Here is a 23,526-nt window from a genome sequence, read left to right as displayed (position 1 = left end):
CCAAAATCGCGACGACCGCGCAATTGCCGGCCAGCCTCCTTCCCGCACCAATCCCGACATGACCGAATCGACTTCCCCTGCCCCATCGGCCCGATACCCATCGCTCGCCGGTCGCACCGTCTTCATTTCCGGCGGCGCGACCGGCATCGGCGAGGCGCTGGTGCGTGCCTTCCACGCGCAGGGGGCCCACGTCGGCTTCTGCGATCTCGACGCCGAGGCCGGCCGGGCGCTCGCGGCCCGACTGGGCACAGAGAACGAAGCGCTCTTCAGCGCTTGCGATGTCACCGACGTGGATGCACTGCGCGCGACCATCGCCGCGGTGCGCGCGCGTTTCGGCCCGATTCAGGTGCTCCTCAACAACGCAGCCAACGACCGTCGCCACGACATGGCCGACGTCACGAGCGAAGATTTCGACCGGCTGATGGCGGTCAATTTCAAGCACCAGTTCTTCGCCGCACAGGCGGTGGCCGACGACATGCGCTCGCTCGGCAGCGGCTCGATCATCAACTTCGGCTCGGTGAGCTGGATGATCAAGGGCGCCGGCTATCCGGTCTACCAGGCGTGCAAGTCGGCCATCCAGGGGCTCACGCGTTCGCTGGCGCGCGATCTCGGCAAGCAGAACATCCGCGTCAACACGATCGTGCCGGGCTGGGTGATGACCGAGCGCCAGTTGCGGCTCTGGGTCAAGCCCGAGTCGGGCGCGGAGATCGACGCCGCGCAGTGCCTCCCGGGCCGCGTGATGGCGGAGGACATCGCCAGCATGGCGCTCTTCCTCGCCGCGGACGACTCGAAGATGTGCACCGCGCAGAACTACGTGGTGGACGCCGGCTGGACCTGAAGCGGCAGATCCGGCGGCGGCGCGACGGCGCCCGTCCCGCAGGCATGGCAGAACTTGGCGAATGCGCTCTTTCGGGTCTTGCACACGCGGCAGTGGTCGAAGAGGCCGATGCCGCAATGCGGGCAGAAGTCGATCTCGGTGTTCTTCAGGTCCACCGGCCGCTCGCACCCCGGGCATACGCTTTTGGCGAGCCGCGCCAGCGCCGTGTCGTAGCTCAGTTCGTTGCGGCGCACCGTGTCCGGCTGCGCCTCGGCGAGCTTCTGTCGCGCCAGGTAGCGGTTGAGCGCAATGATCGCGTAGCGGCCCACGAGCACGGTCATGACGATGCCCACGACTGAGTGCACATAGCCGCCGTAGCTCGGCAGGTAAGGCACCAGTTCGACGAAGAAAGCGAACAGCGCGAAGTAAATGAAGCCCCACACGAAGGGCCACCACGTGCTCTTGCGCTTCTTCACGAAAAGCCAGCCGGCGATCACCAGCAGCGGCAAGGTCAGGGCGAGGCGGTAGCCGAACACCCGAAGTTCGATGCGGCGGTACTCCGCATCCAGCTTCTTGCGCGCATCCTCTTCCAGCAGCGCCAGTTGCTGCTGCGCACCCTGGCGTGACTGGCGCGCGTCCAGCGCAACCTGCCGCTGCGCGCCCACGGCGCGCTGCGCCTCGTCCTCCTTGAGCTTCAATGCGTCCAGCGCCTTGGTGCGGGTGATGAGCTCGGTGTCCTGGTCGGGCTGGGCCGTGGCGTGACGGGTCGCGATCCAGTTCGTGAAGGTCTCCCGCGCCGCCCGGCTCGCCTGCTGGGCGGTCAGGAGCTTGAGGTCGGCCTGCTCGCGTTCGCGCGCGGCCTGCTGCTCGATCCGGTCGGCTTCGTGGATCGTGTTGCGAAGCGGCTCGGCAGCGGCGTGGTCGATGAAGTCGTCGAGTTCGAGCCTGTGTTCGACCCGCGGCAGGTCACCGACGATCGTGCTGCCCAATGCGATCAGGAAGCCCGCGAAGATCACCGCCACCACCCAGAGGCCGCGGCGAAACCATTTTTCGGACAGGCGCAGGGACTTGCTCATCGCATTCCTTTTTCGTGTTGCAAGGTCGGTTCGTGCATCGCGCGATTCTGGTCTACAGCTTGAGCACGACCGGTGCGGCGCCGAGGCCCGCACGCGGCAGCCATGCGAAGACCGAGTCCACGGTCACTGTCTCGATGCGGTCGGAGAAGCGCTTCTCGCCGGGATGGTCGTCGAAAGCCACGTTGGCGGAGCCCACGCGGCCGCCCAGCCGGGTGAGCGGGCCGAGCCTGAGCGTCGTCGGCTCGTAGCCCTTGAATTGCAGCCAGGCCTGCGCCTGGTCGCGGGTCCGGATGGTCGTCGGCTCCATCGCGCCGGCCAGCGTTTCGACCGCCCACTGGTTCGATTGCTGGTACTTGTGGCCCCATGCGTAGCTCACGATGCTGTAGGGCGCCGTGTGCAGCCGGGTGATGCGCGCCGGAGGCTCGTTGAGCGCTGCCAACAGTTGCGCCTGAACGGCGGCTGTGGGCACGACCCAGGCCGCTTCGTAGCGCCAGAGATCGTCGAGGAAGAAATCGCCCAGGCCCTGGCGGTAGACCGTCGCGACCGCGGTGCCGCACTGGTTGAGCTTGTGCACGACGCGCCAGTTGCCCGCGTCGGTCTTGTAGGCCAGGCCGAGGTGCGAATAGCGCAGGCCGTACTTGCCCAGGTCCTGCCCTGCCCGTGCCAGGAGCACCACCCGTGCACCGCTCGCGTCGAGCTCCCTGGCCGTGCGCTCGGCGAGTTGCATGCCCTTGGCGACAGCGGCGGCATCCGGATGCGACTTCTCGCACGACCGGCCGGCATGGGCATTCATCGGAAAGAGGAACACCCCTGCGAGCAGCACGGCCGCTGCCATGAGGGCCAGTTGCACCGCCGCCTTCAGCAGCCGCCGCGATCCTGAGACGCGAGCCTCGTACTCGCGCTCGTAGGGGCCGAAGTTGGTGGGCGTGCGCTTCATGACAGCTTCTCGTTGTAGAGCAGCGCCCGGCCGATGGCGTTGGGCACGAAGGCCAGCACTTCGCCGGCCGCCGACAGGATGATGCCGCTGCCGATCACGCTGACCGTTACCGTCGACCCGACAGCCACCGACGCGCCGTTGGCTGCACGGCCCAGCACCTTCACGCTGGCCCTGGCGCCGTCGGACGCCCTCTCGAGCAGGAAGACCGTCCCGTCGATCGACGCCTCGACGGCAACCACCGTGGAGACGGTCGAAGAGGAGGGATGCATGAAAGCCTCGCGGCGAAGTGAAAGTGCGCGGATGATCTTTCGCACTTGCACGGCAAAGCGTGAACTAATGCACCGGTGGCGGCTTCCTGCGCCGCCGGTATCTCTATTCGATACCGGGTGGCTTCCGTCGGCGCGCGAGCAGGTCGGCGCGCGTGTACGGCTGCTCGATCCCCGCGAGGCGCATCGCGATCACCTCGAGCGCGCCTTGCGTCGGCGCCGGATTGCCCGGGCGAAGAAAGAGGACGGGCGTCGCGAGGCTCAGCAGCACCAGCGTCCAGCTCACACGCGGATGCGGCAGCCGATGCTGCTGCCAGAGGAAGATCCCGCTGATGCTCACCCCCAGGGCGAAGCCGGCCGCGACTTCCGACTTGGAATGCGCATAGATCGCCAGCCGCGACAACCCGATCAGCACGGCGAACAGCAGCCCGAAGGACGCGGCGGCAACGCGCGCCCGATGGTCCCAGCGCGAAGCCGCCAGCCAGCATGCGACGGGCCAGACGCTGGCCGAAAGCGCCGTGTGGCCGCTGAAGCCGGTGAAGTTGAGCGCCGGACTCCCGATGCCCCAGCCCAGGAAGGCGATCTTGGTCGCTGCGATCAGGCTGGCGCCGAGACCGAAAAGGATCACCCACAGAGCCGCGGACGGCCGCGTGCTGCTGCGAATGCCGAGCCACACCGCGATCCACAGCGCGGCGGGCAGCAGGAAGCCGCTGTCACCAAACCAGGTGACCGAGTACCAGAAGGCCTCGGAGAAGGGCAGATGCATCCGGCGGACGTCAGGCGCCGAGCAGGCCGCGCACACGCCGCTGCAACGCTTCGGGCTGGACGTCCGCCTGCGGCATGGCGTCGCCGACGTTGAGCCCGACGCGGCTGAAGAATCCGCGCCGGAACGGACGCACCATCGCGACGTGCTGCCCGTCGCGCACCTCGACCCGGCTGAAGTAGGAGCCCCAGAGATTGACCAGGGCCATCGGGATCACCGGCGCTTCGATCCCTTCGGCGCCGGCAGCCTCCAGGATCTTCATCACGCCGCCCTTGAAGGGCTGGAGGGTGCCGTCGCGCGTGATCGCACCCTCGGGAAAGATCGCGAGCAGGTCGCCTTCGCGCAGCACCTGCACGGCTTGCGCAAAGGCCTCTTCGTACGCGGCGGGGTCTTCCTTCTGCGGTGCGATCGGGATCGCCTTGGCCAGCCGGAACAGCCACCCGAGCACCGGCACCCGGAAGATGCGGTGGTCCATGATGAAGCGGATCGGCCGCGGGCTCGCCGCCATCAGCAGCACCGCATCGATGAAGCTCACGTGATTGCACACCAGCACCGCCGGCCCTTCCGTCGGAATGTGCTCGTCGCCCTTCACGTCGAAGCGGTACACGAACCGGGAGAGCATCCAGGCCACGAAGCGCAGCAGGTATTCCGGCACCAGCATGAAGATGTAGAACGCCACCACCGCGTTGGCGATGCCGGTGAACAGGAAGATCTGCGGGATCGTGAAGCCCGCCTTGAGCAAGGCGCCCGCGATGATCGAGCTGCCGATCATGAACAGCGCATTGAGGATGTTGTTGGCCGCGATGATCCGCGCCCGGTGGGTCGGCTGGCTGCGCAGCTGGATCAACGCGTACATCGGCACGCTGTAGAGGCCCGCGAACAGCGACAGCAGGCCGAGGTCGGCCATCACGCGCCAGTGCGCCGGCTGCCGCACGAAGGTGCCCAGCCCCGTGTCGCTCAGCGTGGGGAGCGCGCGCGACGCGAAGTACAGGTCGACGGCGAAGACACTCATGCCGATGGCGCCCAGCGGCACCAGCCCGATCTCGACCTGGCGCCGGCTCATCGTCTCGCACAGCAGAGAGCCGATGCCGATGCCCACCGAGAAGACCACAAGCAGCAGGGAAGCAACCTGTTCATCGCCGTGCAGCACTTCTTTCGCGAAGCTCGGGAACTGGCTCAGGAAGACCGCGCCGAAGAACCACATCCAGGAGATGCCGAGCAGCGAGCGGAACACGACGAGATTGCCGTGGGCCAGCTTGAGGTTGCGCCATGTCTCGCTGATCGGATTCCAGTTGATCGTCAGGCCCGGGTCGGTCGCGGGCGCGCGCGGAATCGCCTGCGCCACGCCGCGGCCCACCAGCGCCAGCAGCACGCACGCGACAGCCACCGACGTATGCCCGACTTGCGGCACTGCCACGAGCAGGCCGCCCGCGACCTGCCCCAGCAGGATCGCGACGAAGGTGCCCATCTCGACCATGCCGTTGCCGCCTGTGAGTTCACGGGCGTCCAGCACCTGCGGGAGGTAGGCGAACTTGACGGGGCCAAACAGGGTCGAGTGCAGCCCCATCAGGAAGACGCAGCCCAGGAGCACCGCCGCATCCGCCCGGACGAAGCCCCATGCCGCGATGAGCATGATCGCGATCTCGAGGTTCTTGACGAAGCGGATCATCTTCGTCTTGTCGTACTTGTCCGTGAACTGCCCGGCGGTGGCGGAGAACAGCAGGAAGGGCAGGATGAACAGGGCACCGATCGCGAGCCCCGCCATGGCCGGCGGCATCCAGCTGAGCTGCAGCTGGTAGGTCACCATGACAGTGAACGCAAACTTGAACAGGTTGTCGTTGGCCGCGCCGGCGAACTGGGTCCAGAAGAAGGGCGCAAACCGGCGCTGCCCCAGCAGCGCGAACTGGTTGGCGTGCCCTTGCGGATCGGGCACGCTGGACGGGGAGGAAGACGCGTCGACGGATGATGTCATTCGTAAGGCCTTGCTGGCAGGTTCCTCAAGCCGTCACGGTGGCGGCGCCCGGATTGTGCCGCAGGGATTGCCGCTCCATGGTCTGCAAGGCGTGCAGCACCGGGAGCGCAGCCAGCGCGGCCGTCAGATGCTTGAGGCTATGCCCCGACACGAGCTGATTCGTCGCCTCGAAGATCGCGTGGTCCCCCAGCTCGAACAGCTTGGCCAGCACATAGAAGCAGATCACCCAGCCCAGCTTGAGGCCGATCGCGCCATGCATCGGCTTGGTCAAGGCCAGCGCCGCGATCAGCGTCATGCCGCCGAACTGGACCAGGGCCCAAGGCAGCGCGTTGCCGGTCTTGTGGCAGATGGCCGCCGCCAGCAAACCGCCCACCAGGGTGAACCAGGCCGCAGGCCAGCCGGCGCGGGCACTCACCCGCTCGCACACCGCGAAGCCCACCAGCCCCGCGAAGGCGACCGCCATGCCGGCGCGGTCGGCCGCCAGCCGCATGCTGTCGGGCGCCAGGTGGTAGAAGGCCGAGCCCAGGGCCGTGAGGATCAGCCCCGCAAAGAACATCCAGGCGCAATCGAGCGAATTGACCGGCGGCTGGATCGCAGCCTGGGGCAGCACCGCCGCATCCTGGGCCTCTTCGTGCACCCGGTCCAGCCAATGCAGCCAGCGCAGGCCCCAGATGCCGATGGCGGCGAAAGGCAGATTGCTGAGCACGTCCATCGCGTTCGGCAGGCCGTGCCAAGCCTGGCTGTCGGCAAACGCGGTCCCGCCGGATCCGATTGCTGGCACCGCCGGCCCGACGATCGCCGCCAGCAGGAGCACCGCGAACAGCGACAGCAGGCAACGTTCGCGGCTGGAGAGAGACGACAGCGACATGGCGGAACTCCGGTGATTGGCGTGGGGTGGAATCTAGGTTGTCAACCCACCGGCAGGCATCGAAAATCGATACGGCGTACTTTTCCACCACTTCCGGTATCAACCGGCAATACCGACTCTCTCCATGAGCACCACCGTCGACCTGGTCCAGGCCCTCAAGAACGAACTCAAGAACGCCCACATGACCTACGGGGACCTCGCCAAGTCGCTGGACATGGCCGAATCCAGCGTCAAGCGGATGCTCGCCAAGGGCGACATGCCCCTCACCCGGGTCGACGCCATCTGCCGGGCCCTGAAGATCGACTTCGCGGAACTCGCCCGCCGTGTGGCCGATTCGCAGCCCCTGCTCAAGGAGCTCACGCTCGAGCAGGAAAAGGCGGTGGTGAAGGACAAGAAGCTGCTGCTGCTCGCCATCTGCGTGCTGAGCCAGTGGACGCTGGAGCAGATCGTCGGTGCCTACCGCATCACCGAGGCCGAGTGCATCGGCTACTTGGCCCAGCTCGACCGCATCGGGATCATCGAGCTGCGCCCGCTGAACCGCTACCGGCTAAAGCTGGCCAAGACCTTCCGCTGGCGTCCGCACGGCCCGGTGATGGATTTCTTCCGGGAAAACGTGGTGCTCGACTACTACCGCGGCGGCTTCGACGGCCCCGCAGAAGGCCTCCTTCTGGTGCACGGCTCCATCAGCAAGTCGCTCGCCCCGGCCTTCCTGGACCGCTTGCAGCGCGTCGCGCAGGACTTCGCGCAGCAGCACCAGACCGACCAGAAACTGTCGCCCAAGGAGCGCGAGGGCTACACATTGCTGCTGGGAATGCGCAACTGGGAGTTCGAGCTCTTCACCCGGCTGCGACGCGCCTGAGTGTGATGAAACACACGGAAACCGGTTTCCTCTATAAAATCATGGCCTGCAGAAAAGTGGACAGACTCGTCCCACCGATGGCGCAAACTCCCATGAACGCTCAGGTGAACCGCACACACAGTGGTTCAGGCACTGCTTTTCGTTGATCAATCGCCGACTGGAGAGACGCCACGCCAATGTGGCGCACCGAAGGAGCAAGTCCGTCGCAGGTCGCGCCGGATGAATCTCTCAGGTAACAGAGACAGGGGGAGCGGCAATCTGAACCCCGGGTGACGGCCGCTTCGCACAGTGAGCACCAACGCCCGCCGTTCGTGCCATCCCAAAAGGATTCGGACATGCGCGTGGTTGTACTCGGCGCCGGCTTGCTCGGTGTCACCTCGGCCTACTACCTTCAGCAGTTGGGCCATGAAGTCATCGTGGTCGACCGGCATGCGACGCCGGCCGCCAAGGCCCGCGGGCGTGTCGCGCCGACCGGCGACGCATCCACGTCGAAGCGGCCCGAATCCACGCCTGTCCACGGCGGGCGGGCGCAAAGCCGATGGGCCCGGCTGCGCACTGGATTGCGCCGCCGCGTCGCCAGGCTGCTCGATCGCGCCATCGGCGAAAAGCCCCAGCGCGACCCGGTCGAGCACCTCGTTCGCCTCGCCGCCTACAGTCGCAAGAGTGCGCGCGTCCTGCGCGAAGAGGCGGGCATGCCGCAGGGCACGCGTATCGGCGGCCTGCTGAATCTGTTCACCGATGCCGCGGCCTTCAACCATCGAATGGCCCGCGCCCCACACTGGTCCGAACTCGGCTGCGAGGAACAGCTCTTTTCCGCCGATGACGCGATCCGCATGGAGCCCGCGCTGAAGGCCATCCGCGACAAACTTGCCGGCGCGACTTACTCGGCCGAAGACCCGGCCCGCGATCCTTCGCAGTTCGCGGCAAGCCTGGTCTTCCTCTGCCGCGCGGCGGGCGTGCGTTTCCTGACAAAGCACACGGTGGTGTCGCTGAAGGACCGCGACGGCCGCATCGACCGCGTCGAGGTGCTCGATCCCCATGGCCGCGCCACCACGCTCCGTGCCCAGGCCTATGTGCTGGCGCTGGGCTCGTCGAGCGTCCAGCACGCGGAGTACCTGGGCGTCTCCATGCCGCTGCGTTTCGTGCGCGAGTACATCGTGACGATACCGGTCAAGGATCCGACCCGCGCGCCGCGCGTCGCGCTGCGCGATCGCCAGGGCAAGCTGCGCATCGATCGCGTCGAGACGCCACAAGGCGACCACCTGCGTGTCACCGCCACGGTTCGTGCCGGCCTGGACGAGGAAAGCGAACCCGATTCGGACCGCTTCGATGCGATCCTGACGCGCGTCGAGATGCTGCTCCCGGGCGCGGGCGACATGGCGCACGCATCGCTCGCCACCGAGATGCACGCCGTGAGCAGGACCCGACTGCCGATGATCGGCAAGACGCGCCTCCCCAACCTGTTCCTGAACACGGCGCCCGGCACACCCAGCTGGATCAATGCCCTCGGAGCGGGCAAGTCCATCGCCCGCATCGTCAGCGGCCTGCGCCCCGAACTCCAGTTCGCCTTCAGGGGCTTGTAGCCTTGAGGCCTCCGGCCGCCTACAATCGCCGCACTGCAGGAGAGCGGGCCGCGAAAGCGGCCCCACCGAAGGCGCAAACTCCCATAAACGCTCAGGTCGGCTCGCAAGACGGGCCTGTACTGCACCAACTGTCATAGCCGTCTGGAGAGCCATCACTTCACTCGCATGCGAGCGTGATGCACCGAAGGAGCAAACCCGCTGCGGGCGCAGCGGGTGAATCTCTCAGGTACCGAGGACAGGGGGAGCGGCAACTTGGACGTCCGGTCCGGTTGCTTTTTCCATTCAGCTTCCGAAACCGATCCGTCCGAGCGCTGCAACCTTCGAAGGTGCTTTCAATGCGTGTGATCGTTCTTGGCGCCGGCCTGCTCGGCGTGACCTCGGCCTACTACCTCCAGCAACTCGGTCACGAGGTGACCGTCATCGACCGGCAGGCCACGCCGGCCGCGGAAACCAGCTTCGCCAACGGCGGGCAGATCTCGGTGAGCCACGCCGAGCCCTGGGCCAACCCGGGTGCGCCACTCAAGGTACTGCAATGGCTCGGCAAGGAAGACGCTCCCCTGCTCTTCCGCATGCGCGCCGACATGCGGCAATGGCTGTGGGGGCTGCAATTCCTGCGCGAGTGCACGCCGGCGCGCACCCGCCACAACATCGAGCAGATCGTGCGGCTCGGCACCTACAGCCGCGACACCCTGCAGCAACTGCGCCGCGACACCGGCATCGGCTACGAGCAGCGCACGCAGGGCATCCTGCACTTCTACACGACGCAGAAAGAGTTCGACGCCGCCCTCGAACCCGCCGAGCAGATGCGCGCCCTGGGCTGCGACCGCCAGGTGATTTCCGCCGACGCGGCCGTGAAGATCGAGCCCGCACTGGCCCACATCCGCTCCCAGCTCGCCGGTGCCACCTACACGGCCGAAGACGAATCCGGCGACGCCAACCGCTTTGCGCGCGAACTCGTCAAACTGGCCACTGCGGCCGGCGTGAAGTTCCTGATGAGCCACACCGTGACGGCGCTGCGCGAGGCCGGCGGCAGCATCGACCACGTCGAGGCCACCGACAGCGAAGGCCGCTTCCAGCGCATTCGCGGCGACGCCTTCGTGCTGGCGATGGGCTCGCTGAGCCCGCTCTACGCGGCGCCGCTCGGCATCCGCCTGCCCATCTACCCGGCCAAGGGCTATTCGGTCACCCTGCCGGTGAAGGACGCGTCGAAGGCGCACCAGGTCTCGTTGACCGACGACGAGTACAAGCTGGTCTTCTCGCGCTACACCTCCGAGTCGGGCGACCGGCTGCGGATTGCCGGAACGGCCGAATTCAACGGCTATGACCGCGACCTGAACCGCGTGCGCTGCGAGGCGATCGTGCGGCGCGTCGAAGAACTCTTTCCCGGCGCCGGCGATGCCGCCAATGCCCAGTTCTGGACCGGCCTTCGCCCCGCGACGCCGAGCAACGTGCCGCTGATCGGCGGGACGAAGCTGCCGAACCTGTTCCTGAACACCGGCCACGGCACGCTCGGCTGGACGCATGCCTGCGGCTCGGGCAAGTCGATCGCCCGGATCGTGAGCGGCCTGGCGCCGGAAGTCGACTTCGCTTTCACCGGCCTGCGCGCAAATGCGTCGCCCGCGCTGCAGCCCGCCTGAGCGGCAGGCGCTCAGTCGTTGCAGGTGAACACCGTCAGCACGCCGGTGTAGCCGTAAAGATGGTTCCGGGCGATCTCGCCCGCCGCGAAGAAGCCGACCAGCGGCACGTCGCCCAGCGCGTGGCGCACGATCTGCAATTCCGCCCCCGGCGCGCCGAAGTGCGGACCGCCGCGGCCGGAGCAGCTCACGTAGACGGCTCCCGCGATGCGCCGGGCCGGATGCGGCGCCGCCTCGGCCTCGCCGGCCGCCACCGCGCGGGCCGTGGCGAGCGTCTGCTCCTCCGGCTCCAGTTCCTCGCGGATCTCGGCGCACACACGCATCAGGTCTGATCGCGCCGCCTGCGCGTTTCGTCGGCAGAAGGTCATGCGCATGCCGACCTCGGCGACGTCGGCGATCGCCACGCCGCGACGCGTCGGGTCGAGCCCGATGATGTGGCGCACGCGAACGTCGGCGCCGAGGTCGCGCGTGCGTCGCACACCGTCGCTGCCGGCTTCGGCCAGACCCACGAGCGTGGCGCGCACTGCATCGACCGCCTGCTCCGGCGCGTCGAGCGATACGTGGAGGTCGTCCAGCAGCACATCGAGCGCCGGATCGCCGTCGAGTTCGAGCAGCAGGTTGCCGTCCGCCTTCGTGATCTCACGCTCGCGGGACACCGGCTGGCAGCCCTGCGTAACCCGCGACACCAGGCGCACGCCTTCGCCGAACACCACCCCCGACAAACCCCCTGAAAACACGCCGCCCACGGCCCCATGGCCCCGGATGTTGCCGTTGCCACCGATGGCGAACTGCAGCGAACCGGCGCGCCCCGAAGACAGGCCGCCGAACAGGTAGCCGGTGTCGGTGCGATCGGCCATTTCGGCGATCAACTCGCCGAGTTCGGGCGTCCGCGGGTCGGCATGCACGAGCGCGGTGTGCGCGGCAAAGCCGCTCATTTCCGAACTGGCGAGCGGCGCCACGCCCGAGAACACGCGGTACTGGTCGCTGGGCAGTTCGCACAGCATCACGCTCAGGGCCGGCTCGTCGAAATACTCGGCGTTGTTGGCGGCCACGCCCACGCCCACGGTGCCGGACCAGTCCGTGATCTCGGGCAGTTCGGCACCGAGGTGGTCGAGGATTTCCTGTGCGTCGGCCGCGTAGTGGTCGGTGATGTAGAGCAGGCCCAGCGTGGGCGAGCGGGCGTAGTCGGGCAGCGCCATCTGCGCCCGCAGTTGGGCGAGCACGAGCCCGGCCGCCATGCGCCATTGCGGATGGGTGGCGTGACCGGAGGGAAAGAGCTTCATGCGCGCGGCTTTCTGTCTGGGTTCGTCCAGGGACGTCAGCGCGCGCGCTTGCGCGCCGGAGCCGACGACTTGCCGGCAGCGGCGTTGCGGCCGGTCGATGTCTTCTTGCTGGCGGCCGCAGCGGCCGGCTTGCGGGTCGCCTTGGCCGGTGCCGCGCCCATCGCCTTGCCGACGGCTTCCGCCATGGCCGGCACCTTCAACTGCGAAGCGTCCTGCATGGCCGAGGCGGCGATCTGCTGGAACTGCTGCGTGAGCGCGCCCCACCACTGAAGCGGATCGACCACGCCGGCGCCATCCGCCGACGCACCGCCGGCCGCTTTCGAAGCCTTCGACTTCGCAGCGGGTTGCTCGTCGGCCTCGACTTCGACGTCCTCATCCTCTTCTTCCTCGACTTCCGGCTCGGGTTCCGGCGGCGCGGCGCGGAACGAAGGAGCGGGTGCAGGCATCGGCGCGGGCGTCGGGGCGGAGGCCTGGCGGGTGAAGACGCTGGCGAGGTCTTCCATGCGCACGTTCATGCCGCGGAGCGTCGAGAGCGTCATCTTCTGCACCTCCAGCGCCTGGATGGTCGCCTTGAGCGCGTGGCCGTTCTGTTCGAGCCAGTACTGCACGGTCTTGAGTTCCTGGATGCGCTTGTCGACTTCCTCGACGCTCAGCGTCGGCGCCACCCAGCTCGACAGGCTCGGCATGCCGGGCACCGCGCTCGCGCCGGCCGAAGCGCTGCCGCTCGCCAGATTCCTGAGAAAGTCGAAGCCCGGAACGAACTGGCTGAAGGCGAAAGGCTTGCTCGTGTCGCTCATGGGCGGTCTCCAGGGGTGTGGTTCTTGTCCGGGCAGCTTACTCCAAGCAGCGTGGCTTTTGGGCGCGTCAATGCTTGTGTTCGCCGCCGGCAGGCGCGGCCGCACCCGCGAGGACCGGGACTTCCAGCTCCTTCGTGCTCTTCTGGCCCTTGGCGTCCTCGAAAAGCAAGGTGAGCGGCACCGTGCTGTCCTTGACGAGCGCCTTCTTGAGGTCCATCAGCATCAAGTGATAGCCGCCCGGCTTCAGTTCGACGGTCTGCCGTGCGGGCAGGTCGAGCGCCCCCGCGGCACGCATGCGCATGGTGTCGCCTTCCATCTTCATCTCGTGCACTTCGGCTACCCCGGCAGCCGGGGTCGACGCACCGACCAGGCGCGCGCCCGACGGCGCGCTGAGCTTCATGAAGGCGCCCGTGCCGCTCTGGCCTGGTACGGAGGCGCGGATCCACGCGTCACGCACGTCGACCGCGGCCACGCCGGGTGCGAGCACGTCGAGGCGGGCGGCCGGGCTTTCGAGGCCCTCGGTCGAGACGCCGCTGGCGGGGACCTGCGCCCAGTCGGCGCTGCCGTTGTCGCAGGTCTGCAGCACCTTGAACCAGAGCACGCCGGGCGCCGCCGGCAGCTTGCCGCGCACGATGAACTCCGCGCGCTCGCTGCCGGGCAGGGCCGTCTGCGCCGATTCGGCCGTCCAGCGCACTTCGCCGCCGCTGTCGCCCGCTGCCTTCTGGACGTCCAGCTTCCAGCCCTTGCGCGCCTGCGCATCGGTAAAGCCGAATCCCTTGGGCAGGCGCACGGTGATGCCGGTGGTGCTCTTGGCCTCCTTGCAGGCATGGCCCACGCGGAATGCGGCGTCGTACTCGCTGCCCGCGGTGCCGCCGCCGGGTGGCAGGGTCACGTGGGCGAATGCCGCGCCGGTGCTGCACAGCAGTGCGCAGGCGGCAAGCTGCTTGAAATTGAAGGTGGCGTTCATGACGGGTCCTTTGTCGAGTGTGGAGTCAGAGGTCGAAGCGGAGTTCAGCGGTGTAGGTGCGCTGCGGATACGGATGGAAATTCCAGTACTGGTAGTTGTTGGCGTTGTCGATGCCGAAGGCGGCCGACCACTGCTTGTCGATCTGGTAGCGCACGCGCATGTCGACGGTGAAGTACTTGCTCGCCCCTGTATAGGCGAAGCCGTTCACGTCGCTGTTGTCGAGGGTCGAATACTGCTTGCCGCTGTAGCGGGCAGCGACCGTGAAGGCCCAGTGTGCATCGGGCTTGTACGTGGCAAACACCGTCGAGCGCCAGCGAGGCACGCGCGGCTGCCATTTGCCCACGCTGGCCGGATTGGTCGGGTTCTCCACGGTCTTCGAGTCCGCGAAGGTCAGGCTGCCGCCCAGGTCGAGCCCGCGCATGAAGACGTCCTGCCCGGTGTAGGCGAGCTCGAAGCCGGTCGTGCGCACCTTGGCGATGTTCTGCACGCGCGACACGGTCGTCGAGCCGGGAATGAGCTGGCTGTAGATTGCGTCGTCGGTGGTCTCGTGGAACAGCGTTGCGCGGGCCAGGCCGTTGCCGAGGTCCTTCTCGGCCGACAGTTCGCTGGTCCAGGATTTCTCCGGCTTCAGGAACGGGTCGTTGATGAACGACAGCGCCCCGCCGGTCGTCGCGCCGTACAGCTCGCCCACCGTGGGGAAACGCACTGCGCGGCCCACCGATCCCTTGAGTACGGTGTCATCGGTGAGCTGGTAGGCCAGCGCCGCCTTGGGCGACTTGTCGGACTGGCTGCGTGGCGGATAGGCGATGGCACTGGTCGCGACCTGCGTGAAGCCGTTGTCCGCCTGCCAGTCTTCGTAGCGCAGGCCGAGCACGGCCTTCCATCGGGGCGCAAAGGACCACGCATCCTGCACCCAGGCGCTCACGGTTTCGCTGTCGCCGCCGACATTGCTGACGAGGGTCGTCGGCGGACCGTCCAGCCAGCTGCCGAAGACGTTCGTCTTGAGGATGCCCAGCTTGTACGCATCGCGGCCGACGCCAAAATCCACGATGTGCGCGCCACCGATCCCCGGCGGCCGCCAGGTGCCCTTGGCCGCCAGCGTGTTCCAGCCGGTGCTGCCGCCCTGGTTCTGCAAGGTTCCCGCGCCGCCGATGGCGGCCAGCGGCAGCGGGATCGTCGGCTGGCGCTGCTGGTCGGTCGCGTAGTCGTACAGGCTCGCCGCCACCTCCCAATCCCACTCGCCCTGCGTATTGCTCTTGACCGACAGGCCGTGCATGTAGTGCGTCTGGTCGTCGTTGGTTAGCGGAAAGGCCGTCGGCGCCAGCGTGAAGCTGCGACCGAGGATGTTGATCGCCCCGGTGTAGACCGGTGCGCCGGCGCTGTTGCTCAGGTAGCTTGCCGACCGCCCTTCGGATGTGTTCTGCCACCAGCCCAGCGTGTAGGTCGCGCGCACCGTGGGCGAGAAGTCGTAGGCCAGCTTGAGCTTCGCGTGGTCCTGCACCGTGTGGTACTGGGTGCCCGTGCCAAGGATGTACCAGGGCATGCTGGTCGTGTTCAGGCCCGGGACGAAGCCGGTCACCGGCGTGCCGTTGCGGCCGACGGTGCCCGATGCGAGGGTGGCCGTGGTGAAGGTCAGCGGCTGGCCCTCGCTGTCGGTGCGGGAGACGTCGATCCACCACGACCAGTCGCCGCTCCTGCTGCCGATCGAGGCGCTGGTCTGCCAGCTGTTGAAGGTCTGGTGCGTGTTGTAGAGGTCGAAGGGCTGCGACGCATAACCCGCCTTGACGTGCGCTTCGAGCTGCGTCGGCATCCGGGTCACGTAGTCCACCACCGCCCCCGCCGAATTGCCCGGGTAGGCCGCTGAAAAGGGGCCGTACATCACGTCCACGCGCTCGATTTCCTCCGGCGTGACCAGCCCCCAGCGCGGTGCGTAGTTGGTGCCGTTGGCGATGCCGTTGCCCAGGTAGTTCGACAGCAGGATGCCGTCCGCATACACCGCCGAACGCGCACTGTTGCCGGTGCCGGAGGCGCGCGTCGACAGGATCGCGTGGTTGTAGTCGCCGATGTAGCGCTTGCGCACCAGCAGGCTGGGCAGGTACTTGAGCGCGTCCTCGCTGTCGGTCGCGTTGATGCGCGTCTCGATCTCCTCGCGCGTCACGCCTTCGATGGTGGTCGGGATCTGGGTCGGCAGCGATGTCGGCTGGCCGCCCGTGACCGTCACGACGCCCAGCGACTTGACACGCTCGGGGCTGTCCTCGGCTGCGGCGCCTTCCGTGGTCTGGGCGATCGCGGGCCCGGCGAGCCATGGAAAAGCTGCGCCCACGGCGAGCGACAGCAGGGTCTTCTTCTTCACTTGAATGCGCTCCTCGGCCCCTGTGGGGGCACCGATGCATGGCTGGGAGATCGACGCCGGCGCACCGGTGGGTGCGCAGCGGGATCAGCGGATGCAGTTCAGAGGAAGCGCGGAGGCCCGCGCGCCGGGAGCGGCGCAGCGGTGGCCGCTGCAATGCGCGCGGCGGGAATCGACTGGACGGCCAGCGCCAGCGGCTGGACTGTCGGCAAGGCAACGGCCGGCGCGGGCGGCGGCGCGCCTGCCAGCACGCACAAGGGGCAATCCAGATGCGACGCGCCCATTTCCTGCACGCCGTCGTCCGTCTGGACGATCACCTTGACCGCCCCGCTGGCGGAACAAACGAGTTCCATCGCCTGCGGATGCACCACCGGCGAAGCCACCGCCACGCCGAGCGACAGCACGAACCACATCAGCACGAAGCTGACGAGTCGGTGGGCGCGGCGGAGGGCGGACATGGACCCGGATTATCAACCCGCTCGCCATGGAGGCCCGGCTTGTGGAAAATGAACGATTCGACACAGAAAGTCACATGTCCATCTTTCACCTCGCCTTTCACGTGCGCGACCTCGACGAAGCCCGGCGCTTCTACGGTGGCGTGCTGGGCTGCGCCGAAGGCCGCAGCACGGAAACCTGGGTCGATTTCGATTTCTTCGGCCACCAGATCTCGCTGCATCTCGGCGAACCCTTCGCCACCTCGCGCACCGGCCGCGTCGGCGACGTGATGGTGCCGATGCCGCACTTCGGCATCGTGCTCGAACTCCCTGCCTGGAAAACGATGGCCGGGCGCCTGGAGGCCGCCGGCATCGACTTCGTGCTCGAGCCGCAGGTCCGGTTCGAAGGCCTGCCCGGCGAGCAATGGACCATGTTCTTCTGCGATCCGTTCGGCAATCCGATCGAGGCCAAGGGATTCCGGTCCCTGGCCACCGTCTACGACGCATGAGGTTCCCCGAGGTCATGGGCGTGGTGAAGTTGAACTGGTTGAAGCGGCTGAACCGGCCGAACTGGCGCGCGGCCGGGTTGGCCGCCCTGTTCCCGCTCCTGTGCCACACCGCCGCGCACGCCGTGCAGGATTGCGAGATCAACGGCGTTGCCGTGAACCCCGCCAACGGCAACACGACGGCCGGAAAGACCGGGCTGATGCGCTGCAAGGACCGGGACAGCCGCGAGCTGGCGCGCGAGCAGCAGATCCAGAGCGGCACCTTCGTGGGCGTCGTCCGCATCTACGACCAGGGCAAGCTCGTGAAGGAGTACAGCGTGAACGCGCGCGGCAACATGGAGGGTCGCGCACGCGAGTATTCGCCGGCCGGCCAGGTGCTGCGCGACGCGACCTACGACGACGGACACGAAACGGGCCTCGTCCGCAGCTTCTATCCCTCGGGCCAGCTGCGTCGCGTCACCTATTTCGCCGACGTGGCGGGCGAGCGCGCTTCGGTCGAGTTCACCGAGCGCGGCCAGCTGTCGGCCCTGCGCTGCGGCGACAAGCCGGTGCTGGCGCCCGCGGTCGACGATGCGCGGCTCTGCGGCTTCGGCAACGCGCCGTCGCAGGTCGAGCTGTTCGACAACAAGGGAATCCTGCGCTCCCGGCTTTCGTATCTGGCAGGCAAGCGGGTGCGCAGCGAGGAGCTCTACGACAACGGCAAGCCCGCCGCGCTCGACGAACTCGCAGGCAACCAGCGCACCGAGCGGCGCTTCTCCTCCGAGGGGATCAAGCGGCGCGAAGTCGTTTCGCTGGTGAGCGAACGCGGCGCCACCAAGCAGCGCGAACAGGAGTTCTCGGAAAAAGGCACGCTCGTGCGTGACCAGCGCTGGAACGCCGCAGGCGAGCCCGTGAGCGACGAAAGCTTCTATCTGAACGGGCAGCCGCTCAGCAAGGCGGTCTACGGCGTGGGCGGTGATCCACGCCAGATCGAGGTCACCGAGTATCACGACAACGGCCAGCGCGCCGCCGTCGGGCGCTACCTGTCGACCGACCGGCGGCAGACCGCCATCGGCACGCACCAGCGCTTCAGCGACAACGGCACGCTGATCGCCGAGTCGATCTACGACGACAAGGGCCGCATCACCCGCGAACGCTCCTGGGATGCCAGCGGCAAGCTCGAGCGCGACGACGAAGTGTTCGAGGACGGATCGCGGAAGGCCTACGCGAAGTAGCCTCTCGATCAGTCGAGCTTGATGCCGGCGGCCTTGATGATCGGGCCCCAGCGCTTCGATTCCGCGCGCGACAGCGCCGCGAACTGCTCCGGCGTGCCGGGCATCGCTTCCATGCCGAAGTCGGAGAAGCGCTTCATCACCGCGGGCGTGCTGAACGCCCGATTGAGTTCACTGTTGAGCCGCGTCACGACCGCTGGCGGCATGCCGGCCGGGCCCAGGATGCCCTGGAACGCGAACACCTCGGTGTTGGGCACGCCCACTTCCGCCAGCGTCGGCACGTCGGGCAGCAGCTTCGAACGGGCGCCGGTCCCGATGGCGAGCACGCGCACCTTCTTGCCCTGGATGATCGACAGGCCCGAGGCCAGGTCGAGGAACATGCACGGCACCTGGCCGCCCATCACGTCCGCCATCGCCGGTGCCGCGCCTCGATAAGGGATGTGGGTGATGAAGGTGCCCGTGCGATTCTTGAACATCTCCATCGCGAGGTGGTGCGGCGAGCCGTTGCCGGGCGACGCGTAGTTGACCTTGCCGGGGTTGGCCTTCACGTAGGCCAGGAAAGCCTTGAAGTCCTGCGCCGGGAAATCCGGATGCACCACGAGCGCGAGCGGGAACTTGCCGATGGCGCCGATGTAGGTGAAGTCCTTTTCAGGATTGAAGGGCAGCTTGTTGAACAGGTGCTCGTTGAAGGCCAGCACCGCGTTGTCGGCCGAGAGGATGGTGTAGCCGTCGGGCTTCGCCTTGGCGACCAGTTCGGCGCCGATGTTGGTCGACGCGCCGGGCCGGTTGTCGATGATGATCTGCTGCCCGAGCGGCTGGCGCATGGCCTCGGCCAGCGTGCGCGCGATGACGTCCGTGCCGCCCCCTGCCGGGTAAGGCACCACCCACTTGATGAGCTGCTCGGGGTATCCCTGGGCACGCGCCCAGGGTGCGGCGCTGGCGGCCGCGGTGGCAGCGAGGGTGGTGAGCAGGGTTCTGCGATCCATCTGAAAGGTCTCCTGGTTTTTGAAAGTTGGACTGAAAAGATTCAAGTCGGCGACGCCGACAGCGACGGCATCGGCAAGCCGTCCAGCGCGTGTGCCAGCGCGGCCCTGCAACGCGTTTCGTCGCCGACCTGCTCGAACAGCAGCAGCGCCAGTCGCGCGAGGAAGAGCGATTCTCGCTCGACGCCGGCCTCGCTGATGGCGCGGGCGCATTCGGCATAGACGCGGTCGCGTGCGTCATGGTTCAGGTTGGTCATGCCAGATCCTTGGTAGCAAGCGCGGCTGCACACGACAGCGCGCGTTGCAGCGCGCCTTGCGGTACGCGGCGCCAACGAGCAGCCACATGGCCATCCGGCCGCATCAGATAGACGGCGCCATGCCCGGCGCCCAGTGATTCGAAGACCGACGGGTCCGCGCTGCCGCGCGGCAGTTCCCGGACCACGACAGCCAAGGGACCTGCCTGGACCGTGGCTATCTCTGCCGCGAGCGTGGTGTCGGTGCCGTCCATGTTCAACAGCAGCAAGGTGAAGGCGGGCCCGAGCCAGTCGGTGAGGTGCAGGCCGGGCGCCAGCGGCTGATCCGGCATCACCTCGCCGGGCCGGGGTCCGGCCGCGAGTTCATCGCCCTCGCTGGACAACGGCGAATGTTCGTAGCGCACGGCCTGGGTCTGGCGGGGGTTGATCAGATTCGCGATCTCGCGGTGCGCGCCCGACAGCGACAACGCCGCTTCGCGCAGCAGGTCGAATCCTCGCGAGGGCGGCGACATGAACTCCGTGCTTCGCATCGCGCTTTCGGCGTTGATGTGAAAGGCCGCGATGCGCTCCTGCGAATAGCTGTCGAGCAAAGAAACCGCAGACACCCCTCGCGTCACCAGCGCCAGTTTCCACGCGAGGTTGTCGGCATCGTCGAACCCCGAGTTGAGGCCACGCACGCCGAAGATCGGCATGGCGTGCGCGGCATTGCCTGCGAACAGCACCCGGCCGTGGCGATAGCTCTCCAGCGTCATCGCGCCGGCGCGGTACACCGAGGTCCACACCGTCTTCCATGGCAGGTGGCCCTCGCCGATGGCCTCCAGGTGCCGCTGCACGAACTCCTCGACTGCGGCGGGCTGGAGCGCTTCCTCCGTGTTCTGCCCGGCGCGCAACTGGTAGTCGATGCGCCAGATGTCATCGGGCTGGCGGTGCATCAGGACGGTCGAACCCGGGTTCCACGGCGGGTCGAACCAGGCGCGCCGCTCGGTCGGGTGCCTGCTGTGCAGTTCGATGTCGATGATCACGTAGCGGCCCTCGTAGGCCGTTCCTTCGAGATTGAGGCCGAGCGCCTTGCGAACGAAGCTCTGGCCGCCATCGCATCCCACCAGCCATTGCGCGCGCAAGGCATAGACGCCGAGCGGATTGCGCGCTTCCAGCGTGAGGCCGTCGGCGTCTTCGACGAAGCCGGTCAACTCGGTGCCCCAGCGGATGTCGATCAGGCCCGGCGTCGCCTCGTTGCGGCGGAAGATCTCGTCCAGCAGGTACTGCTCGATGTAGTACTGCTCGAGGTTGATCATCGGCGGCAGCTTCTGCCGGTCGTCGTGCGGCATCTCGAAGCGGAAGACTTCGTCGGTCTTGTAGAAGCTGCGCCCGCCGGTCCACGGCAGGCCCTTGGACAGGAAGGCGGGCAGCGCGCCGAGTCGATCGATGATCTCCAGGCTCCGCCGCGAGATGCACGCCGCGCGGCTGCCGACGCAGACCGTGTCGTCGGCCTCCAGGATCACGCAGCGCACGCCGTGGTTTGCCAACCCGAGCGCGAGCGACATGCCCACGGGGCCGCCACCCGCGATCACGACCGGATGGCGGCCGGGCTCGATGCCCTCCTCCAGCGGCGGCGTCCAGGGCTTGAAGCGCGCGTAGTGAAAGGCGCCGACCGACGGCGGCAGTTCCTCGGCGACCGGCGGCAGCGGGCCTGTCGCTGCATCGCCTGCGCGAGCGGCGGGAGGGGTCACGGTGGCGGTGTTCATGCGGAGGGATTGTCCTGATGCATCCCGGCAGCCGTTGTCGTAACTTCGTACGAAGTGTTAACCCTTGGATTTCGATGAAGCGCTGGCCCATCCGAGCGGCCGAGCGCGCCGTGGCGATGCCGTTGGTCAGTGATGTGCTCGCCGGCGTCGGGACTGCGCACCTCGCGGCGAGCTATCTCACCGCCATGCATCGCGTGCTGCCCGTGACCTTCTGCACCGTGTTCGCGGTGAGCGCAATGGGCCGCGTCGAGACCGTTTCCGCCGCCAGCACCTACGGCAACACCGCGGAGCTCACCGCCGAACGCTATGTGGCCCAGCGCTTCGACCTGCTCGACCCCAACATGGCATGGCTGGCCGGCCGCCAGTTGCCGAAGCGACCGCAACTCTGGCTCGGCCACCAGCGCGCCGAGGAAGTGGCCGACCCGGCCTACCGCGCGGCCTGCTACGGCGACGTCGGCATCCGCGAGCGGGCCTCCGTCCTGCTGCTGCTGCCGAGCGGGCAGCGCGCGGCGGTGAGCTTCTACCGCAGCCTCGCCCAACCGGATTTCGGTCCGCCGGACTTCGCTTTGCTGGAGGCGCACGCCGCGCTGCTCGCGGACGCGACTGCGGCGCATGGCCGCATTTCTCACGCAGCGCGCGAGGCGGTCGAGCCCTCCCTGGCATCGCGCCTGCTGGGCCTGAGCCTGCGCGAACGCGAGGTGATCGGCCATCTGCTGGCGGGCATGACCGCCAAGGAGGCGGCGCGAGAAATCGGCATCGAGCTCACCACGGTTCGGACGCATCAGTACCGGGCGTTCCGGAGGCTGGGGATCAGGACCTTGAAGGAGTTGCTGCGGGGAACACAAGCTGAGCCTGCGCACTTCGCTTCTCATGTCGCCGACAACGACATGATTGCGAAACGTGTCGACAAAATCTAAAAATATCGACACGTCCGATTGACGTGTCGCCGGCGTCGACATATCCTCAAAATATGTCGACAAAACCCGATTTTATGAACACGATAACGCCCCAGCCCTCTTGGAGCCCTGATCGTCCGTATCTCGAACTCCCCCCCCTGCCGCCGCGTGCCGAATTGGAAAGCAGGACCATTCTCAAGCAGTGCATCCCCGCGCGCGCAGCCCTGGCAGAGCTCAAACAGGCTACCGATCTCATTCCCAACCCCACCGTCCTCATCAACACCATCCCCCTCCTGGAAGCCAAGGACAGTTCGGAAATTGAAAACATCGTCACCACGACCGACCAACTCTTCCGCCATGCAGACGGTCACGACAGTCAGGCCGACCCCGCCACCAAAGAGGCTCTGCGTTACCGAAGCGCGCTGTACCAGGGCTTTCATTCGTTGGCCCAGCGCCCCCTGTGCACAGCGACAGCGGTGGAGGTCTGCACCGCCATCAAAGGCGTCGACATGAGCATCCGCCGCACACCGGGCACACAGCTTGTGAGCGACCGGAATGGCGAAAGCATCTACACCCCGCCTGAGGGCGAGCCACTGCTGCGCAGCCTGCTCGCTAACTGGGAACGCTTCATTCACGAAGAGCGAGAACTGGACCCCCTGATCCGCATGGCGGTCGGCCACTACCAGTTCGAGGCGATTCACCCTTTCATGGATGGCAATGGGCGCACGGGCCGCGTGCTCAACATCCTGATGCTCATCCAGGAGAACCTGCTCAAGCTCCCTGTGCTCTACCTGAGCCGGTACATCATTGCCCACAAAGCTGACTACTATCGCCTGCTGCAAGAAGTCACGCGCGCGCAAGCTTGGGAAGAATGGGTGCTCTACATGCTGCGGGCGGTGGAAGAAACCGCCCGCTGGACTACGCAAAAGATAGCTGCGATTCGCAACCTCACCGAGCACACCACCGATCACGTGCGCCAGAAACTGCCCAAGATTTACAGCAGAGAACTGATCGAAACAATCTTCGAGCAGCCCTATTGCCGAATTGGCAACCTGGTCGACAAGCAGGTGGCCCAGCGGCAATCAGCGTCGCGTTACCTGAAGGAACTGGTCGGCGTGGGCGTCCTGCGCGAAGCTCAGGCAGGGAAGGAAAAGCTCTTCATTCACCCGAAGCTCATGCAGTTGCTGATGCGGGACGGAAACGAGTTTGCGAAATATGGATGAGGGATCGTCAAGCCTTCGCTTCGACCGTCCGGAAAACATTTCAGCCACGGTTGGCCTCGGTATTCGGGGAGAGTTGCTGCTCCTATTGATGGCGTTAATTGG

General features: G+C 67.1%; 22 protein-coding genes and 3 riboswitches. Of the genes, 8 read left to right on the top strand and 14 right to left on the bottom strand.

Annotation, left to right across the window (positions count from 1 at the left end):
- Positions 1 to 58: 58 nt before the first annotated feature.
- Positions 59 to 838: an SDR family NAD(P)-dependent oxidoreductase gene (locus ACSFBL_RS23720; RefSeq protein WP_435518267.1), complete on the top strand. Its 780-nt coding sequence runs from the start codon at positions 59 to 61 to the stop codon at positions 836 to 838.
- Here ACSFBL_RS23720 and ACSFBL_RS23715 read toward each other — a convergent pair.
- From ACSFBL_RS23715 to ACSFBL_RS23690, 6 genes are all read right to left on the bottom strand, one after another.
- On the bottom strand, positions 811 to 1,893 hold the full coding sequence (locus ACSFBL_RS23715; RefSeq protein WP_435518266.1) for a serine endopeptidase: 1,083 nt from the start codon (positions 1,891 to 1,893) through the stop codon (positions 811 to 813). The genes ACSFBL_RS23720 and ACSFBL_RS23715 overlap by 28 nt on opposite strands.
- Positions 1,894 to 1,945: 52 nt before the next feature.
- On the bottom strand, positions 1,946 to 2,728 hold the full coding sequence (locus ACSFBL_RS23710) for a DUF2145 domain-containing protein (protein WP_435518340.1): 783 nt from the start codon (positions 2,726 to 2,728) through the stop codon (positions 1,946 to 1,948).
- Between the two features lie 98 nt (positions 2,729 to 2,826).
- On the bottom strand, positions 2,827 to 3,099 hold the full coding sequence (locus ACSFBL_RS23705) for a hypothetical protein (protein ID WP_435518265.1): 273 nt from the start codon (positions 3,097 to 3,099) through the stop codon (positions 2,827 to 2,829).
- Positions 3,100 to 3,202: 103 nt separating this feature from the next.
- Positions 3,203 to 3,862: a phosphatase PAP2 family protein gene (locus tag ACSFBL_RS23700; protein WP_435518264.1), complete on the bottom strand. Its 660-nt coding sequence runs from the start codon at positions 3,860 to 3,862 to the stop codon at positions 3,203 to 3,205.
- Positions 3,863 to 3,872: 10 nt separating this feature from the next.
- The gene (locus tag ACSFBL_RS23695) at positions 3,873 to 5,831 is read right to left on the bottom strand and encodes an MFS transporter (RefSeq protein ID WP_435518263.1); all 1,959 of its coding nucleotides are present in this window, start codon (positions 5,829 to 5,831) and stop codon (positions 3,873 to 3,875) included.
- 25 nt (positions 5,832 to 5,856) lie between these two features.
- Positions 5,857 to 6,699: a hypothetical protein gene (locus tag ACSFBL_RS23690; protein WP_435518262.1), complete on the bottom strand. Its 843-nt coding sequence runs from the start codon at positions 6,697 to 6,699 to the stop codon at positions 5,857 to 5,859.
- 124 nt (positions 6,700 to 6,823) lie between these two features.
- Here ACSFBL_RS23690 and ACSFBL_RS23685 point away from each other — a divergent pair, with 124 nt between their 5' ends.
- The 3 genes from ACSFBL_RS23685 to ACSFBL_RS23675 all read left to right on the top strand — a co-directional run bounded on the left by ACSFBL_RS23685 (position 6,824) and on the right by ACSFBL_RS23675 (position 10,778).
- Positions 6,824 to 7,558, top strand: a complete 735-nt coding sequence (locus tag ACSFBL_RS23685; protein WP_435518261.1) for a helix-turn-helix domain-containing protein — start codon at positions 6,824 to 6,826, stop codon at positions 7,556 to 7,558.
- 147 nt (positions 7,559 to 7,705) lie between these two features.
- A riboswitch (glycine riboswitch) is annotated at positions 7,706 to 7,813 on the top strand.
- 80 nt (positions 7,814 to 7,893) lie between these two features.
- Positions 7,894 to 9,141 (top strand): FAD-dependent oxidoreductase, encoded by a 1,248-nt coding sequence (locus ACSFBL_RS23680; protein WP_435518260.1) that lies wholly within the window; start codon positions 7,894 to 7,896, stop codon positions 9,139 to 9,141.
- A gap of 26 nt (positions 9,142 to 9,167) precedes the next feature.
- A riboswitch (glycine riboswitch) is annotated at positions 9,168 to 9,263 on the top strand.
- A gap of 9 nt (positions 9,264 to 9,272) precedes the next feature.
- A riboswitch (glycine riboswitch) is annotated at positions 9,273 to 9,390 on the top strand.
- Between the two features lie 86 nt (positions 9,391 to 9,476).
- On the top strand, positions 9,477 to 10,778 hold the full coding sequence (locus ACSFBL_RS23675; protein ID WP_435518259.1) for a D-amino acid dehydrogenase: 1,302 nt from the start codon (positions 9,477 to 9,479) through the stop codon (positions 10,776 to 10,778).
- Between the two features lie 11 nt (positions 10,779 to 10,789).
- Here the strand turns inward: ACSFBL_RS23675 and ACSFBL_RS23670 are convergent, their stop codons facing one another.
- The 5 genes from ACSFBL_RS23670 to ACSFBL_RS23650 form a co-directional block, all read right to left on the bottom strand.
- Positions 10,790 to 12,058, bottom strand: a complete 1,269-nt coding sequence (locus ACSFBL_RS23670; protein WP_435518258.1) for an FIST signal transduction protein — start codon at positions 12,056 to 12,058, stop codon at positions 10,790 to 10,792.
- Positions 12,059 to 12,093: 35 nt separating this feature from the next.
- On the bottom strand, positions 12,094 to 12,855 hold the full coding sequence (locus tag ACSFBL_RS23665; RefSeq protein ID WP_435518257.1) for a PhaM family polyhydroxyalkanoate granule multifunctional regulatory protein: 762 nt from the start codon (positions 12,853 to 12,855) through the stop codon (positions 12,094 to 12,096).
- Between the two features lie 67 nt (positions 12,856 to 12,922).
- Entirely contained in the window at positions 12,923 to 13,822 is a 900-nt protein-coding gene (locus tag ACSFBL_RS23660) for a copper chaperone PCu(A)C domain-containing protein (protein WP_435518256.1), read from the bottom strand.
- Positions 13,823 to 13,847: 25 nt separating this feature from the next.
- On the bottom strand, positions 13,848 to 16,175 hold the full coding sequence (locus ACSFBL_RS23655; RefSeq protein WP_435518255.1) for a TonB-dependent receptor: 2,328 nt from the start codon (positions 16,173 to 16,175) through the stop codon (positions 13,848 to 13,850).
- A gap of 98 nt (positions 16,176 to 16,273) precedes the next feature.
- The gene (locus ACSFBL_RS23650) at positions 16,274 to 16,630 is read right to left on the bottom strand and encodes a DUF2946 family protein (RefSeq protein ID WP_435518254.1); all 357 of its coding nucleotides are present in this window, start codon (positions 16,628 to 16,630) and stop codon (positions 16,274 to 16,276) included.
- Positions 16,631 to 16,704: 74 nt separating this feature from the next.
- On the opposite strand from ACSFBL_RS23650, the gene ACSFBL_RS23645 reads away from it, so the two are divergent.
- Both ACSFBL_RS23645 and ACSFBL_RS23640 read left to right on the top strand, forming a co-directional pair.
- Positions 16,705 to 17,115: a VOC family protein gene (locus ACSFBL_RS23645; protein WP_435518253.1), complete on the top strand. Its 411-nt coding sequence runs from the start codon at positions 16,705 to 16,707 to the stop codon at positions 17,113 to 17,115.
- The gene (locus tag ACSFBL_RS23640) at positions 17,112 to 18,326 is read left to right on the top strand and encodes a toxin-antitoxin system YwqK family antitoxin (protein WP_435518252.1); all 1,215 of its coding nucleotides are present in this window, start codon (positions 17,112 to 17,114) and stop codon (positions 18,324 to 18,326) included. The genes ACSFBL_RS23645 and ACSFBL_RS23640 overlap by 4 nt, the downstream gene beginning before the upstream one ends.
- Positions 18,327 to 18,334: 8 nt before the next feature.
- Here the strand turns inward: ACSFBL_RS23640 and ACSFBL_RS23635 are convergent, their stop codons facing one another.
- From ACSFBL_RS23635 to ACSFBL_RS23625, 3 genes are read right to left on the bottom strand one after another with little or no spacing between them, the layout of a single operon-like run.
- On the bottom strand, positions 18,335 to 19,309 hold the full coding sequence (locus ACSFBL_RS23635; RefSeq protein ID WP_435518251.1) for a Bug family tripartite tricarboxylate transporter substrate binding protein: 975 nt from the start codon (positions 19,307 to 19,309) through the stop codon (positions 18,335 to 18,337).
- 41 nt (positions 19,310 to 19,350) lie between these two features.
- Positions 19,351 to 19,563 (bottom strand): hypothetical protein, encoded by a 213-nt coding sequence (locus tag ACSFBL_RS23630; RefSeq protein WP_435518250.1) that lies wholly within the window; start codon positions 19,561 to 19,563, stop codon positions 19,351 to 19,353.
- The gene (locus tag ACSFBL_RS23625; protein WP_435518249.1) at positions 19,560 to 21,305 is read right to left on the bottom strand and encodes an FAD-dependent monooxygenase; all 1,746 of its coding nucleotides are present in this window, start codon (positions 21,303 to 21,305) and stop codon (positions 19,560 to 19,562) included. The genes ACSFBL_RS23630 and ACSFBL_RS23625 overlap by 4 nt, the downstream gene beginning before the upstream one ends.
- Before the next feature lie 74 nt (positions 21,306 to 21,379).
- Between ACSFBL_RS23625 and ACSFBL_RS23620 the strand changes: the two genes are divergently transcribed.
- Together ACSFBL_RS23620 and fic are read left to right on the top strand one after the other, a co-directional pair.
- Positions 21,380 to 22,222 carry a LuxR C-terminal-related transcriptional regulator gene (locus ACSFBL_RS23620; protein ID WP_435518248.1) on the top strand — a complete coding sequence of 281 codons (843 nt, stop codon included), beginning with the start codon at positions 21,380 to 21,382 and terminating at the stop codon, positions 22,220 to 22,222.
- Between the two features lie 74 nt (positions 22,223 to 22,296).
- Positions 22,297 to 23,424 (top strand): protein adenylyltransferase Fic, encoded by a 1,128-nt coding sequence (fic, locus tag ACSFBL_RS23615; protein WP_435518247.1) that lies wholly within the window; start codon positions 22,297 to 22,299, stop codon positions 23,422 to 23,424.
- The last annotated feature ends 102 nt before the right edge of the window (positions 23,425 to 23,526 follow it).

The sequence above is a fragment of the Variovorax glacialis genome, from assembly GCF_051216375.1.
Taxonomy (GTDB): domain Bacteria; phylum Pseudomonadota; class Gammaproteobacteria; order Burkholderiales; family Burkholderiaceae_C; genus Variovorax.
Note: the sequence above shows the minus strand (reverse complement) of the source record. Positions and strands in the feature narration are given on the sequence as shown.

Bases quoted from the DNA above. Each gene is read 5' to 3' on its own strand.
- ACSFBL_RS23625 (WP_435518249.1), bottom strand. From the start codon at position 21,305: ATGAACACCGCCACCGTGACCCCTCCCGCCGCTCGCGCAGGCGATGCA.
- ACSFBL_RS23650 (WP_435518254.1), bottom strand. From the start codon at position 16,630: ATGTCCGCCCTCCGCCGCGCCCACCGACTCGTCAGCTTCGTGCTGATG.
- ACSFBL_RS23700 (WP_435518264.1), bottom strand. From the start codon at position 3,862: ATGCATCTGCCCTTCTCCGAGGCCTTCTGGTACTCGGTCACCTGGTTT.
- ACSFBL_RS23675 (WP_435518259.1), top strand. From the start codon at position 9,477: ATGCGTGTGATCGTTCTTGGCGCCGGCCTGCTCGGCGTGACCTCGGCC.
- ACSFBL_RS23685 (WP_435518261.1), top strand. From the start codon at position 6,824: ATGAGCACCACCGTCGACCTGGTCCAGGCCCTCAAGAACGAACTCAAG.
- ACSFBL_RS23715 (WP_435518266.1), bottom strand. From the start codon at position 1,893: ATGAGCAAGTCCCTGCGCCTGTCCGAAAAATGGTTTCGCCGCGGCCTC.
- ACSFBL_RS23670 (WP_435518258.1), bottom strand. From the start codon at position 12,058: ATGAAGCTCTTTCCCTCCGGTCACGCCACCCATCCGCAATGGCGCATG.
- ACSFBL_RS23645 (WP_435518253.1), top strand. From the start codon at position 16,705: ATGTCCATCTTTCACCTCGCCTTTCACGTGCGCGACCTCGACGAAGCC.
- ACSFBL_RS23620 (WP_435518248.1), top strand. From the start codon at position 21,380: ATGAAGCGCTGGCCCATCCGAGCGGCCGAGCGCGCCGTGGCGATGCCG.
- ACSFBL_RS23660 (WP_435518256.1), bottom strand. From the start codon at position 13,822: ATGAACGCCACCTTCAATTTCAAGCAGCTTGCCGCCTGCGCACTGCTG.
- ACSFBL_RS23695 (WP_435518263.1), bottom strand. From the start codon at position 5,831: ATGACATCATCCGTCGACGCGTCTTCCTCCCCGTCCAGCGTGCCCGAT.
- ACSFBL_RS23680 (WP_435518260.1), top strand. From the start codon at position 7,894: ATGCGCGTGGTTGTACTCGGCGCCGGCTTGCTCGGTGTCACCTCGGCC.
- fic (WP_435518247.1), top strand. From the start codon at position 22,297: ATGAACACGATAACGCCCCAGCCCTCTTGGAGCCCTGATCGTCCGTAT.
- ACSFBL_RS23665 (WP_435518257.1), bottom strand. From the start codon at position 12,855: ATGAGCGACACGAGCAAGCCTTTCGCCTTCAGCCAGTTCGTTCCGGGC.
- ACSFBL_RS23720 (WP_435518267.1), top strand. From the start codon at position 59: ATGACCGAATCGACTTCCCCTGCCCCATCGGCCCGATACCCATCGCTC.
- ACSFBL_RS23640 (WP_435518252.1), top strand. From the start codon at position 17,112: ATGAGGTTCCCCGAGGTCATGGGCGTGGTGAAGTTGAACTGGTTGAAG.
- ACSFBL_RS23630 (WP_435518250.1), bottom strand. From the start codon at position 19,563: ATGACCAACCTGAACCATGACGCACGCGACCGCGTCTATGCCGAATGC.
- ACSFBL_RS23710 (WP_435518340.1), bottom strand. From the start codon at position 2,728: ATGGCAGCGGCCGTGCTGCTCGCAGGGGTGTTCCTCTTTCCGATGAAT.
- ACSFBL_RS23690 (WP_435518262.1), bottom strand. From the start codon at position 6,699: ATGTCGCTGTCGTCTCTCTCCAGCCGCGAACGTTGCCTGCTGTCGCTG.
- ACSFBL_RS23705 (WP_435518265.1), bottom strand. From the start codon at position 3,099: ATGCATCCCTCCTCTTCGACCGTCTCCACGGTGGTTGCCGTCGAGGCG.
- ACSFBL_RS23635 (WP_435518251.1), bottom strand. From the start codon at position 19,309: ATGGATCGCAGAACCCTGCTCACCACCCTCGCTGCCACCGCGGCCGCC.